This window comes from Streptomyces sp. Y7, assembly GCF_043195415.1.
Taxonomy (GTDB): domain Bacteria; phylum Actinomycetota; class Actinomycetes; order Streptomycetales; family Streptomycetaceae; genus Streptomyces.
Genome location: NZ_JBIDDQ010000001.1, coordinates 392113 through 408235 on the forward strand (window position 1 = coordinate 392113; position 16123 = coordinate 408235).

A 16123-nucleotide genomic window follows, 5' to 3' on the forward strand; every position below is an offset into this window, starting at 1 on the left:
ACCGTCACCCGTCCGGCGGCGGATGCCGCCCTCCGTCGCCGGACGGAGAGACCGTCCCGTTCTCCCCGCCGGCCGCGGGAGGAACGGACCCCCCGGGCGGCGGGAGACGGGCGTGAGGCCGGCGCCCACGATGGAACCGCTCAAGCCACCTGCCCCGGCACACCGAGCGGCACCGCCGGTCGGTGGCAGTCCACGTTCCACGCCGCCAGTCGGTGGCCGTCCTACGTTCCACGCCGCCAGTCGGCAGCCGTCCCACGTTCCACGCCGCCGGTCGGTGGCCGTTCCACCCTCGCTCGACCGCCGGTCGGTGGCCGTTCCACGACGCGCGTCGACTCGCGTCGCCGATCGGTGGCCGGCCGACGCTCCGCGCCGCCGGTCGACGACCCTCCCACGATCCGTGCCGCCGGGAGGCGGCCACCCCACAGGAGCCCCAGCCATGAACCGACTTACGCGCCGGATCGGCGACGCGAGCGCCCGCCGACCGTGGATGACCATCGCCGCCTGGGTGGCCGCGCTCGCCCTCGTCCTGCCGTTGGCCGCCGTGGCGGGCGGCTCGTTCGTGGACGACCTCGTCGCCCCCGGCAGTCAGAGCGAGGAGGCGATGGAGCTGCTCGAGGAGCGTTTCCCGGAAGCGTCGGGCGGCAGTGCCATGGCGGTCTTCGCCGTGCCGGAGGGTGAGCGGATCGACGGGCACCGGCCCGCCGTCGAGGCCGCGGTCGCGCGGATCTCCGACGTGGAGCGCGTCGCCACGGTCACCGATCCCTTCGCCGCCGGAAACGTCTCGCCGGACGGACGGATCGCGTTCGCCCAAGTCGCCTTCGACGTACCGGCGATGGAGGTGGCTCCCGGGCAGATCACTGCTCTGGGCCACGCGATCGAACCGGTACGCGACGACGGTGTCGTGGCCGAACTCGGCGGCGACGCCGTCTTCATCAACGCCGAGACGCCGACGTCCGGCGCGGAGGCGGCGGGTCTGCTGACGGCCCTGGTCATCCTGGTGGTGGCGTTCGGCACGCTCGTGGCCGCGCTGGTCCCGGTCGCGCTCGCCCTGGTCGCCGTCGCCGCCGGTCTGGGCAGCGTCGCCCTGCTGGCGCACGCGATGGACGTGTCCACCGCCGCGCCCACCATCGGCGCGATGATCGGCCTCGGTGTCGGCATCGACTACGCCCTGTTCATCGTGGCGCGCTGCCGCGAGAACCGTGCCGCCGGCCAGGACAACTCCACCGCCCTGTCGAACGCCATGGCTTCGTCGGGTGCCGCCGTCCTGTTCGCCGGCGGCACCGTCGTCGTGGCGATGTCCGCGCTCGCCCTGACCGGCCTCGGCTTCCTCACCTCGATCGGCCTGAGCACGTCGCTGGTCGTGCTGTTCGCCGTGGCGACGGCCCTGACGCTGCTGCCCGCGCTCCTGACCCTGCTGGGAGAGCGGATCCACAAGGAGCGGCGCCGGCGTCTTCTTCCGCGCCGGGTGAAGGGGCCCGAGCACCCGCAGCGGACGGCATGGTGGCGGTTCGCCCATCGTGTCTCCGGCCGGCCGTGGCCCTATCTCCTCGCCGCGTCCGCGGCGCTGTTGGCGCTGACGGTCCCGGCACTGCGCATGGAGACGGGGTTCCCCGACGCGGGCAACGACGCGACCGGCACCACCCACCGGCGGGCCTACGACCTGTTGGCGGAAGGCTTCGGCCCCGGCTTCAACGCCCCGCTGATGATCGTCGCCGACCTGCGCAGCCCCGGAGTGGACGCCGCGGGCATCCCCGGGCTGTCCCGGCGCGTGGCCGGCGATCCCGGCATCGCGACGGTCGGCGAGCCGCGGTTCTCCGTGCAGGGTGACACGGTCGTGCTGCCCACGATCCCCACCACCGCCCCCGCGGATCCCGCGACCTCCGACACCCTCGCCCGCGTCCGCGACCTGGTTCCCGACAATGTCGCGGTGTCGGGCCTGACCGCGATGACCGACGACCTCACCGGGCAACTCACCGACACCCTGCCGGTGTTCGTGGCCGCGATCCTCGTGGTGTCGTTCCTGTTGCTGATGCTGGTGTTCCGTTCCGTCGTGGTTCCGCTGAAGGCCGCGATGATGAATCTGCTGTCGATCGGCGCCGCGTACGGCGTGGTGGTGGCCGTCTTCCAATGGGGCTGGCTGAGCGGGCTGTTCAACCTCGACGAGACCCTGCCGATCGCCTCGCCCCTGCCGACGATCTTCTTCGCGGTTCTCTTCGGTCTGTCCATGGACTACGAGGTGTTCCTGCTCTCACGCGTCCGCGAGGAGTACGACGCCACGGGTGACCCGACCGAGGCCGTGGCGCGCGGCATGTCCGTCACGGGCCGCGTGATCACCTCGGCGGCGCTGATCATGGCGGTGGTGTTCCTGAGCTTCGTCGCCAACCCCTCGCCCCTGGTGAAGATGATGGGCCTGGGACTGGCGACGGCCATCGTGCTGGACGCCACGGTCGTCCGGATGGTGCTCGTCCCCGCGGCCATGGCGTTGCTGGGTCGCGCCGCCTGGTGGCTGCCCCGCCCCCTCGACCGACGCCTGCCCCGCGTCGCCGTCGAGGCCGCTGCCGCGCCTGCGACGGAGCCCGCGCTCGCGCCCGCCTCGCGAGGCGACTGACGTCACGAGCCCGACGCACAGCTGTCAGCCGCGGGCCCGCGTCGACTCCCGTCCTGCCGGCAGCCGCGCCGGGCCGGCGTCCAGTCCGACGGCCAGTCCCCTGGTGGTGACGTCGAGTGTGGTGGCCTTCAGCCCCAGGGGGTAGTCCACGCCGGTGCGGCTCGTCAGGCCGTTCTGGATCCGGTCGACGAGTCGGGCCGGCGCGGGGCTGCCGAGTATCTCGACGCCGGCCAGGTGCAGCGTGACCCGTCCGTCCTGGAGGCGTGGCCGGAGGGTGGCCTGCCCGAGTCCGCCCCGGCCGAGGTCGAGGGTGACGGTGTCTGCCCGGTCGTCGAGGTGTACGGCGGTGACGGGGAGGCGGCCGTCGGGTGTGCCGGCCATGTGTTGCAGTGCGGCTGCGGGCACCTCGACGTCGGCGTGGGTGCGGGCGACGGTGCCGGAACGGTCGGCGGTCAGCCGTAGATCCTCCAGCCGGGCACGGACGGACACGCCGGGGATCCGGCCGAGGGTGGCGTCGTCGTTGCTGATGGTCACGGCGTCGAGGTGCCGGTCGAACAGGGCGAGCAGCGCCGGACCGCCCTCGATGTCGACGGCGCTGCCCCGGCCGAGGGCCCTGCCCGCGACGGTGGACAGGCGGCTGTGCAGCAGTGTGCGGGCCGCGAGTTCGGCGACGGCGGCGGTGAGCAGGACGACCGTGAGGACGACGGACGTCACGGCAACGGCGCGATGCCGCCTGAACACGGCGCGGATCACCGGCGATCCCCCGATCCGGCCTGGACGGGAACCGCCGCGTCCGCGTCCCGGGCCGCGGGGTGCGCCGGTGTCGCGCCTTCGGGATCCAGGTGAGGCAGCAGCCGGTCCAGCCAGTGCGGCAGCCACCAGTTGGCGCGCCCGAGGAGGTACATGGTGGAGGGCACCAGGATGAGCCGGACGACGGTGGCGTCGATGACGACGCTGACGCCCAGGCCGAGGGCGAGCATCTTGATGACCACGTTCGTGGAGAGCAGGAAGGCCAGGAAGACGCTGGTCATGATGAGTGCGGCGCAGGTGATGACGCGGGCGGTGCCGGCCAGTCCCGTGGCCACGCTGAGGTGGTTGTCCTTCGTGTGCAGCCACGCCTCGCGGATGCGCGAGAGCAGGAAGACCTCGTAGTCCATGGACAGCCCGAAGACGATCGCGAACATCATCATCGGCACGTACGACTCCACCGGCACGGGTTCGTCGACGCCGAACAGGCCGCCGCCCCAGCCCCATTGGAAGACCGCGACGACGACGCCGTAGGCCGCGCCGATGGACAGCAGGTTGAGCAGGGCGGCCTTGAGGGCGACGAGGAGGCTGCGGAAGACGGTGAGCAGGAGCAGGAAGGACGCCGCGACGACGACCGTGACGATGACCGGCAGACGGTCCACGACCACGTCGCGGAAGGTGAGTTGGGCCGCGGTCACGCCGGTGACGTAGCCCTCGGCGTGCGAACGGGAGAGTGCGTCGGGGAGGACGTCGTCCTCCAGGCGGTGCATCAGGTCCGAGGTGGCTTCCTCCTGGGGGCCGGTGTCGGGTGTCACGGTGGTGATGAGCAGGGCGCGGTCTTCGCTGGTGACGGGCGTGCTGACGTGGGCGACGCCGGGGGTCGACGCCAATGTGTCGTGCAGCGATCCGGAGAGGGCGGCGAGGTCGGTGGCGGTGTCGCCCAGGTGGGCGACGACGGTGAACTGACCGTTGGTGCCGGGTCCGAAGGCGTCGGCGACCAGGTCGTAGGCGCGTCGGTCGGTGTAGTCGGTGGGGTTGGCGCCGCTGTCCACGTGGCCCAGGCGCATGGAGGCGGCGGGGATGGCGAGGACGGCCAGGACGAGACCGCCGGCGGCGAGGAAGAGCCAGGGGCGCCGGCCCACCGTGGCGGCCCAGCGGTGCCAGGCGTCGGCCGTGCCGCTGGGTTCGTCGGCCGGCGGGCGTACCCGCCAGCGGTCGATGCGTCGGCCGGTGACGCCGAGGAGCGCCGGGGCCAGGGTGAGGGCGGCGACCGCGGCGACCAGGACGGTGAGGCCCGCGGCGGCGCCGAGGGTGCCGATGAAGGTCACGCCGGACGCGTACAGCCCGCCCAGGGCGAGGGCGACCGTGGCCGCCGCGACGATCACCGCGCGGCCGCTGGTGGCCATCGCCCGGCCCGCGGCCTCGGCCGGTTCGTCGACGTCGTGCAGGAGGCGTCGGTGACGGGTGATCAGGAAGAGCGCGTAGTCGACGCCGACACCGAGTCCCATCATCGTGGCCAGGGTGGGCGCCGCGTTGCCGAAGGTGAACACGGCCGCCAGGAGGCCGAGCAGCGCCATGCCGGACAGCAGTCCGACGACGGCGGTCAGCAGCGGCAGCCCGGCGGCGGCAAGGCTGCCGAACCCGGCCAGCAGCACGATCACGGCGGTGGTGAGTCCGATCACCTCGGACAGCCGGTCCTCGGCCTTCGGGCGGGCCAACTGGCCGAGCGGGCCGCCGTATTCGACCTCGACTCCGTCGGCCCGCAGTCCGTGCACGGCGTCGTCGACGCCGTCCAGGTAGGAGGTCTCGAAGCGGGTCGGGTTCTGGGTGAAGCGGACCGTCATGATGCCGGTGGTCCCGTCGGCGGAGACCGTGCCCGGCGTGCTCAGCGGATCGGCCACCGAGATCACCTCGGGCAGCTCCTCCAGCGCGGTCACCGCGGCGCCGACGGCGTCCCGGTGCGTGCCGAGGGACCCGGTGTCCGTGTGCAGCACGATCTGTGAGGCGGTGCCGCGCACGGTGTCGGATCCGTGGGCGTCGAGCAGGTCGGCTCCCGTCTGCACGGCGGTTCCGGGAAGGGCGAAGTCGTCGTCGTAGGTGCCGCCCCAGGCCCGGTCGGCGCCGAGGGCGGTCAGCAGCACCAGCAGCCAGGCGGCGATCACCCACCACGGTCGTCGTGCGCACCAGCGGCCGAGCCGGTGGAGCCGGCCGACGACCGCGGGTGCCGCGCGGTGTTCGGGTTCCTGGGACGTTTCCGGGGCGTCGGTCATGCCGTCGTTCCTGGTCGGGCCCTCGTGGGGCGGGGTCAGCGGTCGGTGAGCGGGAGTCATCCGTGTCGGCACTCAGTCCTGCTGCCAGAAGTCGGCGCGCCGCTCCGCCCAGCGCTGCACCTGGCGGCCGTACGCGCCGGAGAGCGCCTTGTCGCGGATATCCGTCCGCTGCTCGGCCCGCTCGTCCCCGCTGAGCCCCCGCAGCTCCTCGATGTCGTCCTGAAGCTCCCCGGGCAGCGCCTGGAAGCGCCGCTGGGCGGTTTCGGCACGGAGCTCCACCCGGCGGCCGTAGTGGCCGTCCAGGGCGTCCTGCCAGATCTTCGCCGCCGCCTCCTGTCGTGCCGCGGGGTCCAGGGTGTGCAGCTTGCGCAGGTCCGCGCGGAGATCCTCGGGCAGCCGGCCGGGCAGGGGCCGTGGGTCGCCGGCGACGAGGCCGACCGTGTCGGCGTCGGCCAGGCCGACCGCCGAGGCGCTCGGTGCCGTCGGCGATCCGGACGGCGACGATGTCGTCCACACGAGTCCGGTGACGGCGGCGGCCGTGACGGCCAGTGCTGCGGTGCCGGTCCTGCGGGACACGGCGCTGCGGATGCGGTTCACGAGGTCCTCCCCTTGGTCGATCTCGGGCCTCAGCCTCGCCGTGGCGTGCGAGACGGAGGTTCGGCGCATGTTCGGGGCGTGTAAGGGCTGGTCGTGAGGGCGCTCACCAAAAGCGGGGCTGGTTAGCATCGGGGAGCGGGCTGCGAGGAGAGGGCACATGTCGGAGAGCAAGGGGCTCGTCCTGGTCGTGGAGGACGAGCGGAACATCGCCGACCTCCAGCGGCGCTATCTGAGCCGGGAGGGATTCGGCGTCCACGTCGAGACCACCGGGGACGCGGCGCTGGCCGCCGTCCACCGGATGCGCCCGGCCGCGATCGTGCTGGACATCGCCCTGCCCGGCATGGACGGCATGGAGGTCTGCCGGCGGCTGCGCGAGGAGGGCGACTGGACGCCCGTGCTGTTCGTGACCGCGCGGGACGAGGTGACCGACCGCGTCCTGGGGCTGGAGCTGGGCGGCGACGACTATCTGACGAAGCCGTTCTCCCCGCAGGAACTGGTCGCGCGCGTCAAGAGCCTGCTGCGGCGTGCCGCCGGCCCACGGCTCGACCCGGTGCGCAGGATCGGCCGTCTCACGCTGGACACCGGCCGCCGGACCCTGCACGTCGACGACCGGGCGGTGGAGCTGACGACCACCGAGTTCAACCTGCTGGCCTTCCTGATGCACCATCCCGGCCAGGTCTTCACCCGCGAGCAACTCCTGGCCCAGGTCTGGGGGTACGCCGGTTACCGGGACACGCGCGTGATGGACGTGTACGTCTCGCAACTGCGCGCCAAGCTCGGTGACGCCAGCCTCCTGCGTACCGTCCGCGGGGTCGGTTACAGCGTCTCCGACAGCGGCCGATGAGCACCGTGGACGGCCGCGGTTCACTGACCAGGAGCATCGTCCTGCTCACCAGCGCCGTGGCCGCGGTCGCCGTCCTGCTGACCGGGTTGTTCGCCTGGCGAACGATCCGCGTCAACGCGGAGGCGCAGGAACGTGACCAGCTCTCCCGGCAGGCGGAGGTGCTCGCCCGCACCCCTCCCCTGGCCTTCTGGATACTCGAACGGCAGCAACGCATCGCGGGGCCCGACGACATCGGTCTCGCCATCGTGCGGCCCTCGGGCGAGATCGACGGTCCGGCGGCCGCCGCGGTCGGCGCCGGGAGCCGTGCCGCGCTGCTCTCCGGCGACGGGGTGTCCACGACCGCGCGTCTCGACGGCCACGAGGTACTGGTGGAGGGGGCGCCGACCCCGACCGGCGGCGGTCTCGTGCTCACCCAGCCGATGAGCGCCGTCGACCGGGCCACCGACCGTATGCGCGGCAGCCTCGCGCTGCCGCTGGTCCTGGGCCTGACCGGGGCGGCCCTCGCCGGTGCGCTGCTGGCCCGGCGTCTGGCGCGCCCGCTCGTCTCGGCCGCGCGCACCGCGCACCGGCTGTCGGAGGGCGCCCGCGGAGTGACGGTTCCCGCGGAAGGCCCCGCCGAGGTGGCGGAACTGGCCGGCGCGCTGAACACCCTGGACACGGCCCTCACCCACAGCGAGAACCGCCAACGCGACTTCCTGCTCTCCGTCTCCCACGAGATCCGCACCCCCCTGACCACGGCCCGCGGGTACGCCGAGGCACTCGCCGACGAAGTGATCACCGGCGAGGAGGTGCCCGAGGCCGGCCGCATCCTGCGCACCGAGATCGAACGCCTCGAGCACTTCGTCGGTGATCTGCTCGCCCTGGCGCGGCTGGAGGCCGACGACTTCCGCCTCGACATCGCCGAGGTCGACCTCGACGCTCTGGTGGCGGAGGCCGCGAGCGCCTGGTCGGCACGGTGTGCCCGGCACGATGTCGACTTCCGCGTCGAGCGTCCGGGGCACCCTGTGCTGATCACCACCGACGGCTTCCGCGTACGTCAACTCCTCGACGGCCTCGCCGAGAACGCCCTGCGCGTCACCCCGGCCGGCCGGCCCGTCGTCCTGGCCCTGCGAGCGGACGGTCCCGGGGCCCTGCTGGAGGTGCGCGACGGCGGTCCCGGGCTCACCGACGACGACATCGAGGTCGCCTTCGTACGCGGAGCCCTCACCGACCGCTACCGAGGCGTCCGCCCGGTCGGCAGCGGCCTCGGACTGGCCATCGCCCACCGCCTGGCCGGCCGGCTCGGCGGCGCCATCACCGCGCGGGGACAGGCGCCGGAAGGCGGCGCCTGGTTCACCGTCCGGCTGCCGTCCCACTCCGCCCCTCCTTACACGCCCCTGACAAACCCCTGACGTGGGCGTAGCCGCACACCGTCAGGCTCCTCCCCACGGCCGTGCGGAGGAGGAGCAGGATGAACAGGCTGTTCGGCAAAGGGTCGCGACGCCGCACCACCGCCGCGAAGGAACGCAGCATGCCACGACGCCTGCGCCAGGACCTGGACCAGGCCCTGGCCCTGACGGACGACACGGAGCGACGGGCAGCTGTCGACCGGGTCGTCCAGGGGATCACGGAGGGTACGTACGGGTCGACGTTCCAACGCCGGGCGAAGAGCGCGGCGACGCGCAACGCCGCTGATCCCTTGTGAGCGAGCACCTGCGTGGGGACGTCAATCGGCCCGGGTGCGGAGGCTTCGCGCCAAGGTGGGGATCATCACCGCCGCGGGAACGAGGTGGAGCCCGAGGAGGGCTGCGATGGTGGCCGTGTTCGCCCCCGAGAGGACGGGCGGGATCAACGAGATCGCGGTCAGCGTCACCGCCGTCCACACGAATCGCCGGGCGGGGCGAGCGCTCCACCGAAGCAGGGCGACGGCGATGACGATGCCCACGAGCGAGAAGAAGCCGGTCACCACGGCGAACCCGGACAACGGGATCGTGTCGCCGCCATCAGGGATCTGGAAGTCGACGCCGGCGGTCCGGGCGAGCGCCGCGGCGAGCGTGGTCGCCAGTGTCGCCGCGAGCGCGGCAGGCAAGCCGGTGCCGGCGAGCCCGCGGAGCCGGTGGGTGTGGCTGGTCCGGTCCGCTGCCCGGCCTGCGACGACCCCATCGTCGTGCGTGCTGGTCATGCCTGCTCCCTGCCGTCCGCCGGCAGGCGCTCCGGCAGCCCGAGCCGCGGGAACCGGTCGTCGTGGAACGTGACGATCTCGGCGATCGCCCCGCCGGTGACACGCAGGACGTCGATCGTCAGCGGCAGGTAGGCGCCCTCCCGCTCCCGCCGCTGGTAGAAGGCGACGGCCGGCTGGCGGTTCACGGAGGTGAGGACGGTACGCAGGCCCTTCATGCCCACGAAGCCGCTCTCGATCCAGTCCTTCACCACCGCGTCGCGGCCGACGTACAGGCCCGGCGTGGGCGGCATCGAGCAGCGGACGTCGTCCCGCAGCAGTGCGGCGAGCCGGTCGATGTCCGTGGCCACGCTGGCGTCGGTGTAGCGGCGCACCAGCTCGCGCGTCCCGGCGTCCTGGTCGCCGCCGGTCCAGTCCTGCCGCTCGGCGGGGAGGTGCTCCCGCATGCCGGCGCGGGCGCGTTGCAGCGCGCTGTTCACTGAGTTGACGGAGTCCCCGAGGAGCTCGGCGACGTTCTTCGCCGGCCAGCCCAGCACGTCCCGCAGGATCAGCACGGCCCGCGGGCGTGGCGCGAGGTGCTGGACCGCGACCAGATACGCCAGCTCGATCGTCTCCCGCGCGACGGCGACGGCCTCGGGCTCGTCCGCGTCGCCCGCGGACAGCTCGTCGAGCAGCCGGTCGGGGTAGGGCTGCAGCCACAGCACCTCGCCGCCGGTCGCGGGCTCCGGACGGCACTTGGCGAGCAGGTCCAGGCAGGCGTTGGTGGCGATCCGGTACAGCCAGGCCCGGAACGTCGACCGCCCCTCGAAGGTCTCCCGCCGCCGCCAGGCACGGAGGAACGTCTCCTGCACGGTGTCCTCGGCGTCCTCGAACGACCCGAGCATCCGGTAGCAGTGCACGTGCAGCTCCCGCCGGTACCGCTCCGCCAGCCCCGAGAACTCCGCCTCGTCGACCTCGCCCAGACCGCTCACGCCCAGCTCCTCCAGCCGCGTGTCCGCACTCATCACGTCATCCTTCCGCCTCGTCGCGTCGTCCCTTCGTAGGTGTGACGGGCGAGGGCGCGAAAACTCATCAATCGTCGCGGCGAGTGGTGCCCTGGTGATCGCGGACGCGATCCTCGATCCCCCGTCCGGCATCACGCCCGAGCGAAAGAGGGACTGACCGTGGCCCGCTACGTACCCTGGTCGCATGCGCATGCGACCCACGCTCACCTGGACCCCGACCGAGGACTGGCCGGCGGCCGGCACGGATCTGCGGCCGGTCGCCGAGGCGCTGCGCTCGGGCGGTCTGCTCGTGCTCAGCGGCGCGGGCATCTCCACCGAGTCGGGTATTCCCGACTACCGGGGTGAGGGCGGGAGCCTGAGCCGGCACACGCCGATGACGTACCAGGAGTTCACCACGAGCGAGCGGGCGCGGCGCCGGTACTGGGCGCGCAGCCACCTGGGCTGGCGTACCTTCGGACGTGCTCGCCCGAATGCGGGGCACCGGGCCGTTGCCGCGTTCGCACGGCACGGCCTGCTCGCCGGTGTGATCACGCAGAATGTCGACGGCCTGCACCAGGCGGCGGGCAGCACGGATGTCGTGGAGCTCCACGGGAGCCTGCAGCGGGTCGTCTGCCTCTCCTGCGGCACCTTCAGCCCGCGTGTTGAGCTCGCCGAACGTCTGGAAGAAGCCAACGCCGGCTTCGACCCGGTGGCCGCGGCCCTCAACCCGGACGGCGACGCCGACCTCACCGACGAGCAGGTCGGGGACTTCCGGGTCGCGCCCTGCACGCTTTGTGGAGGCATCCTCAAACCGGATGTCGTGTTCTTCGGTGAGAACGTGCCCCCAGAGCGCGTCGCACACTGCCGCACACTGATCCGCGAAGCGGAGTCACTGCTGGTTCTCGGTTCCTCACTCACGGTGATGTCCGGGCTTCGGTTCGTCCGCCTGGCAGCCGAGACCGAGAAACCGGTGCTCATCATCAACCGGGACCCCACCCGAGGCGACCGCCACGCCACCACCCGCATCGCCCTGCCCCTGGGAACAGCCCTCAGCACCGTCGCCGAGCAGCTGGACATCGCGGTCGAGTGAGGTCCTTCCGCACAGACCCCTAGCCCTGGTTCCTCTTCTCCAGTTCCTCGGCGTAGTTGTATGCCGCAGCGCTCCCCTGCTTGCCGGGCGAGAGCTTCACAATCGCCTTGTCCTTCTCAGGGTTTCCGCTGAGATACGCCTCGGTGAGGACGTACGGCAGTCCGTCCACGCGGAAACGGATGCTGCCGTCGGGGTACGCGCTGACGCCGATCCTTCGGCCGTCGGGAAGCACGATCGGCTCAGCCACGAAGTGGGCTTTGAGGGGCTGATCGGCCATACAGACCTCCAAGTGGTACGGGCTCGCCGGAAGATCCGACGATAGCCCCGCATCAAGGGTGAGCGGGGCCGCCCTCGTCGAAGGCGACCCCGCTCTGTGTGACACCGGTGGGAGCTACTCGATGGTGATCTTGAAGGTGGTCGTCCGGTTGCGGATGTCCTCGGCGTTGCCGCTCATCCGCAGGTTGCGGAAGACGGCCTCACCGACGGCGGGTCCCTGACCGGGCTCGGGAAGTTCGTTGGCCCAGATGCCGAACCCGGACTTCGCGTCGAACGCGTCGCCGCTCTTCTTGGAGTTGGTGATGGAGATGTCCGTGAAGATCGTGTCCTTGACCGGGAACTGCGGCTGGCCGCCGACGTAGTTGGTCTGGAACATGACGCCTCCGTAGGTGGAGTCGTCGATGTCGACGTTGTTGACCCGGATCCCCTGGAAGACCTTCGAGGCGGAGAACGCCCAGATGGCCGGGAAGACCTGGGAGCCCCAGAAGTGGCCGCCGGTCCGTTCCAGGGAGACGTTCTCGATCGTCGTCGGTTCGGTCCCGAAGCCGTTCATCGGGTAGCCGAAGTCCAGCGAGGAGATGGTGATGCCGGAGTAGACGAGGGTGTCGGCGACCCGGATGTTGCGGAAGGTGTTGTCGTAGCCGCCGTAGACGGCGATACCGGCCGCACGCCAGGTGAGCGTCGACGTCAGGTTCTCGTACAGGTTGTTCTTCTCGTCGGCGCCGCCCGCGTCGATCGCCGAGAACAGCGCGAAGCTGTCGTCGCCCGTGGCCCGGGCGTCGTTGTTGACGACGTGGTTGTCCGTGGAGCCGTTCGTCATGTTGATTCCGTCGGCGAACATGTTCCGGATGCGGGAGTTCCTGATGGTCATGCTGTCGGTGTTGGCGCCCCAGTACAGGCACACCATGTGCTCGACCCAGATGTCGTCGATGGCGATGTCGGAGACGTTGGAGAAGTCGAACACCTTGCCCGGACCGTCGATCCGGGACGTGTAGTTGCCGAAGTAGGTGAAGCCGGCGAACGTCGAGCCCTTGGCGCTCGCCTCCGCACGGAAGCCCACGTCGGTGTTCTCCTGCGAGGCGGGAGCGTGGAAGCGGGTGAACCAGGGACCTGCTCCGACGACCTTGACCGCCTTGCCGTAGACCTGGAACTTGCTGGAGGTCTCGTAGTCACCGGCGGGCAGGTAGACGCCGGTGAGCTTGCCCGTGGTGTCCATCCGGACCTTGTCGAGGGCGTTCTGCACGTCCTGGTGGGAGAAGCCGGCGGGGACCGCGTAGGCGGCCGGGTCCGGGTTCGGGTTCGCCGTCGCCTGTTCGGTGTTGATGAAGTCGATGGCGTAGGTGGAGCTGTTGGCGGCGTCCTTCTGGAGCCGGATCCTGGAGCCTGCCGGGACGGTCTTGCCGAGCAGCAGGTTCGCCTCGTCGTAGATGTGGCGCGGGGCACCGGAGCCGGGCGAGTTGCCGGGCGCGGTCTCGTTGCCGTACAGCCAGGCGTACTTGGAGGTGAGGTCGATGGGCTTCAGGAACTGGCCGTCGACGTAGACGTTGAGCGTGGTGTTGGTGCCGTCCGGGATGGAGAAGCGCGTCACCAGGGTGTTGGTCGCCGCGCGGGTGGTCCACTCGACGTACTGTCCGGTTCCGCTGAGCGTCACCGCCTTGCGGCCGCTCGCCTCGCCCGCGACGTCGCCGATCGTGCGGTTCGGGCCGACCACCTTGGCGCCGCCGCCGACCGTGCCGTCCTCCGCCTCGTACATGTCGTACGGCATGTCCGCGCCGCGTCCGACGAACAGAGGTTGCTCGGTGGTGTTGTTGGCGCGCTTGACCGGCAGTTCGTTGGCGTCGTCGGCGATGACCGTCCTGACGGTGTACTTGCCGTTGGCTGCCGTCCAGGAGCCGAGGCCGACCGGGGCGGTCGTCTGGCCGGAGGCGATGGCGCCGCTGTGGGAGCCGGTGAGTGTCTTGACGACGGCGCCCTTGGAGTCCTGGATCGTCAGCGTGACGCCGTGAGCGCCGGACGCGGAGGCCACCGATCCCTGGTTCTTGATCGCCACGGTGAACTTGACCTCGTCACCGGCCGAGGCGCTGGACGGGCTCCAGGAGACCGGCGCGGCGAGCAGGTCGGAGCTGGCGACCGGCTTGACGACGAGGGCGTCCGAGCGGGTGAAGGAGTTGTTGGCGTCGTTCTGCTCGATGACCTTGTTCGAGGGGTCCACGTCGGCGCCGACCGTGTAACTGCCCGCGTCCCGGGTGCCGATGCTCGCGGTGACCGTCTTCGACTCACCGGCCGCGAGGGCCGGAACGTCGGCCGTGGCAGCCTTGGTGCCGCCGAGCGTGAAGTTCAGGTCGGTCGCCTTGGAGGCCCTGCTGCCGCTGTTGGTGACGGTCGCCGTGAGGCTGATGGCGTCCGACTCGACGGGAGAGGCGGGTGAGTGGGTGAGGGCGGTGACCTTGAGGTCGGGGTTGGCCGCCGGGGTGCCGATCACCTGCAGCTCGGCGACCTGCGCGCCCGGGGCGCCGGTGTTGGAGGTGAACTTGAGCTGGATGTCCGCGGCGGCGCCGGAGACCGGGATGGTCACGGTGTTGCCGCTCGCCGGGTTGAACGTGTAGTCCTTCGCCGCGGCGAGGCTGGTGAAGGACGTGGCGTCCTGGTCGCGTCCGAGCACCTGGATGTTCTGCGTGCGCGTGGACCATGCGGCGTCCGGGTTGAGCTTGACGACGACCTGGCCGAGGTCGGCGTTGGCACCCAGCTCGGTGGTGAGGGTGGCCGGGTAGGCGCCGCCGCCGCTCTCCCAATAGGTGCTCGTCTGCCCGTCGTTGGCGTTCGCGGCCCCATAGGTAAAGGTGTGGGAGGAAGCCTCGATGGGCTTGCCCCGGGCGAGGTCGGAGCCGGTGCCGGACCCGGGGCGGGTGACGCTGTTGCTCGCCGCCGACACGTTTCCGGCGGCGTCCTTCGCCTTCACGTGGTAGGTGACCGTGGCGGACGCGGCCGGGGTGTCCGTGTACGTCGTCACGTCACCCGCCACGGTCCTGACGAGCTGGTCGTCGGCGTAGACGTCGTACCCGGTGACCTTGACGTTGTCGCTCGACGCCTGCCAGGTGAGCTTCACGTCGCTGCCGGACTGTGTGTAGGCGAGGTTGCCGGGTGCCGTGGGGGCCTGTGTGTCGCCGCCGGCCCCCTTGCGGGTGACGGTGTTGCTGTTGGCCGATACGTTGCCCGCGGCGTCCTTGGCCCGGACGAAGTACGTGATGTCGCTGCCGGCCGGCTGGGTGTCGGTGTAGGTCAGGACGTTCCCGGCGACGCTCGCCCGCAACTGGCCGTTGGCGTAGATGTCGTAGCCGGTCACGGCGGTGTCGTCGGTGGCCGCGTTCCAGGTCAGTCTGATCTGTCCGCCGGCCGGCTCGGTGTAGCTCAGGCCGGCGGGCGCCGAGGGCGCCTGGGTGTCGCCTGTCGCCGGTCCGTAGACCTCCAGCTCGGACACCTGCCCGGCGGGCCAGCCGGTGTTGGCGGTGATCAGCACGCGTACGTAGCGGGTGGTGGTCGCGTCGAAGGAGATGGTCGTCGACTGGTCGTCGGAGCCGTCGAAGGTGTACGCCTTGGACGCCGTCAGGTCGGTGAAGTTCTGGTTGTCGGTCGAGCCCTGGACCTTGAGGGTCTGGCTGCGGCTCGGCCAGCCGCCGGGCAGCCGCAGAGTCACCTGGTTGACCTTGAGGGAGGAGCCGAGGTCGACCTGGAGCCACTGCGGGAAGGCGTTGTTCGTGCTCTCCCAGTAGGTGTTGCGGTTGCCGTCACCGGCGTTGGCGGCGCCGTAGACATCGGCGTGCCCGCTCTCGCTGAAGGGTTTGCCCTGGGCGAGGTTGGGGGTGGCGGCGGCGGTCGTGCGGACCTGCATCTCGGCGAGCTGGGCGGTGGGGGCGGCCGAGTTGGCGCTGAAGTCCGCCCGTATGTACCGGGCGAGGGTGGCGGGCAGGGAGATCTTCACGGTGTTGGCGTTGCCGGGGCTGAAGACGTACGGCGCCGACGGCTTGAGCGTGGCGAACGTCTTGCCGTCGGCGCTGCCCTGGAGCGCCAGTGTCTGCCGGCGGGTCTTCCAGTGCTCGGGCAGCCGCAGCACGACCTGACGGACGCGCTGGGTCCGGCCGAGGTCGGTCTGCACCCACTGGGCCGACTTCTTCTCGGCCTGCCAGTAGGTGTCGGTGTCGCCGTCGGTGATGTGGGCGGCCTGGTGTCCGGCGCCGGCGCTGCCCGCCGTAGTGGCGGCGTCGCCGGTGTCCCTGGGCACGTCGGCCGCGTGCGCTCCGACGGCGGGCAGGCCCAGCACCATGACGGCCAGGGCGATCAGCGTGGTCGCTGCGCGCCGGCGTGGGGGTCTCGGCTGGTGTGGAGTCATACGGGGTCACTTCCTACGGAGGCTCGCACGCCGGATGGGGCGGCGAGGGCGGCTCGTTCCTTACGGCAGCGGTGCGTGATCCTCAGAAGCGCTTCGTGGCAGGATTTTGCATTGATTCATCGAAATATTGCAGAGCACTGAGCGATGGTCTACAGCTGAGACA

The 16123-nt window shown here is 71.3% G+C and carries 12 protein-coding genes; 5 read left to right on the top strand and 7 right to left on the bottom strand.

Going from position 1 to position 16123, the window contains the following annotated elements; translation table 11 throughout:
• Positions 1-436 precede the first annotated feature (436 nt).
• A complete protein-coding gene (locus tag ACGFW6_RS01655) occupies positions 437-2608 on the top strand; it encodes an MMPL family transporter (RefSeq protein WP_393503315.1) in 2172 nt (723 codons plus the stop codon).
• 24 nt (positions 2609-2632) lie between these two features.
• On the opposite strand, the gene ACGFW6_RS01660 is transcribed toward ACGFW6_RS01655, so the two are convergent.
• The 3 genes from ACGFW6_RS01660 to ACGFW6_RS01670 all read right to left on the bottom strand — a co-directional run bounded on the left by ACGFW6_RS01660 (position 2633) and on the right by ACGFW6_RS01670 (position 6291).
• Positions 2633-3361: an LmeA family phospholipid-binding protein gene (locus ACGFW6_RS01660; RefSeq protein WP_393503317.1), complete on the bottom strand. Its 729-nt coding sequence runs from the start codon at positions 3359-3361 to the stop codon at positions 2633-2635.
• Positions 3358-5625: an MMPL family transporter gene (locus ACGFW6_RS01665; protein WP_393503320.1), complete on the bottom strand. Its 2268-nt coding sequence runs from the start codon at positions 5623-5625 to the stop codon at positions 3358-3360. The genes ACGFW6_RS01660 and ACGFW6_RS01665 overlap by 4 nt, the downstream gene beginning before the upstream one ends.
• 72 nt (positions 5626-5697) lie before the next feature.
• On the bottom strand, positions 5698-6291 hold the full coding sequence (locus ACGFW6_RS01670; protein WP_393503323.1) for a hypothetical protein: 594 nt from the start codon (positions 6289-6291) through the stop codon (positions 5698-5700).
• A gap of 88 nt (positions 6292-6379) precedes the next feature.
• On the opposite strand from ACGFW6_RS01670, the gene ACGFW6_RS01675 reads away from it, so the two are divergent.
• Genes ACGFW6_RS01675 through ACGFW6_RS01685 form a run of 3 tightly spaced genes read left to right on the top strand, consistent with a single transcriptional unit; the run spans position 6380 to position 8750 of the window.
• Entirely contained in the window at positions 6380-7066 is a 687-nt protein-coding gene (locus ACGFW6_RS01675) for a response regulator transcription factor (RefSeq protein WP_393503326.1), read from the top strand.
• Entirely contained in the window at positions 7063-8457 is a 1395-nt protein-coding gene (locus ACGFW6_RS01680) for a sensor histidine kinase (RefSeq protein WP_393503329.1), read from the top strand. The genes ACGFW6_RS01675 and ACGFW6_RS01680 overlap by 4 nt, the downstream gene beginning before the upstream one ends.
• 59 nt (positions 8458-8516) lie before the next feature.
• Positions 8517-8750, top strand: coding sequence for a hypothetical protein (locus ACGFW6_RS01685; RefSeq protein WP_393503332.1), 234 nt, complete (start codon positions 8517-8519; stop codon positions 8748-8750).
• 21 nt (positions 8751-8771) lie between these two features.
• Here the strand turns inward: ACGFW6_RS01685 and ACGFW6_RS01690 are convergent, their stop codons facing one another.
• Both ACGFW6_RS01690 and ACGFW6_RS01695 read right to left on the bottom strand, forming a co-directional pair.
• Positions 8772-9227, bottom strand: a complete 456-nt coding sequence (locus ACGFW6_RS01690; protein ID WP_393503335.1) for a DUF6069 family protein — start codon at positions 9225-9227, stop codon at positions 8772-8774.
• The gene (locus ACGFW6_RS01695) at positions 9224-10228 is read right to left on the bottom strand and encodes an RNA polymerase subunit sigma-70 (protein ID WP_393503338.1); all 1005 of its coding nucleotides are present in this window, start codon (positions 10226-10228) and stop codon (positions 9224-9226) included. The genes ACGFW6_RS01690 and ACGFW6_RS01695 overlap by 4 nt, the downstream gene beginning before the upstream one ends.
• 184 nt (positions 10229-10412) lie before the next feature.
• On the opposite strand from ACGFW6_RS01695, the gene ACGFW6_RS01700 reads away from it, so the two are divergent.
• The gene (locus ACGFW6_RS01700) at positions 10413-11297 is read left to right on the top strand and encodes an NAD-dependent protein deacetylase (RefSeq protein WP_393503341.1); all 885 of its coding nucleotides are present in this window, start codon (positions 10413-10415) and stop codon (positions 11295-11297) included.
• Between the two features lie 19 nt (positions 11298-11316).
• Here ACGFW6_RS01700 and ACGFW6_RS01705 read toward each other — a convergent pair whose 3' ends face one another.
• Both ACGFW6_RS01705 and ACGFW6_RS01710 read right to left on the bottom strand, forming a co-directional pair.
• Complete coding sequence (locus ACGFW6_RS01705) at positions 11317-11574, bottom strand: hypothetical protein (RefSeq protein ID WP_393503344.1); 258 nt, start codon at positions 11572-11574, stop codon at positions 11317-11319.
• A gap of 114 nt (positions 11575-11688) precedes the next feature.
• The gene (locus ACGFW6_RS01710) at positions 11689-15960 is read right to left on the bottom strand and encodes a discoidin domain-containing protein (protein WP_393503347.1); all 4272 of its coding nucleotides are present in this window, start codon (positions 15958-15960) and stop codon (positions 11689-11691) included.
• Positions 15961-16123 lie beyond the last annotated feature (163 nt).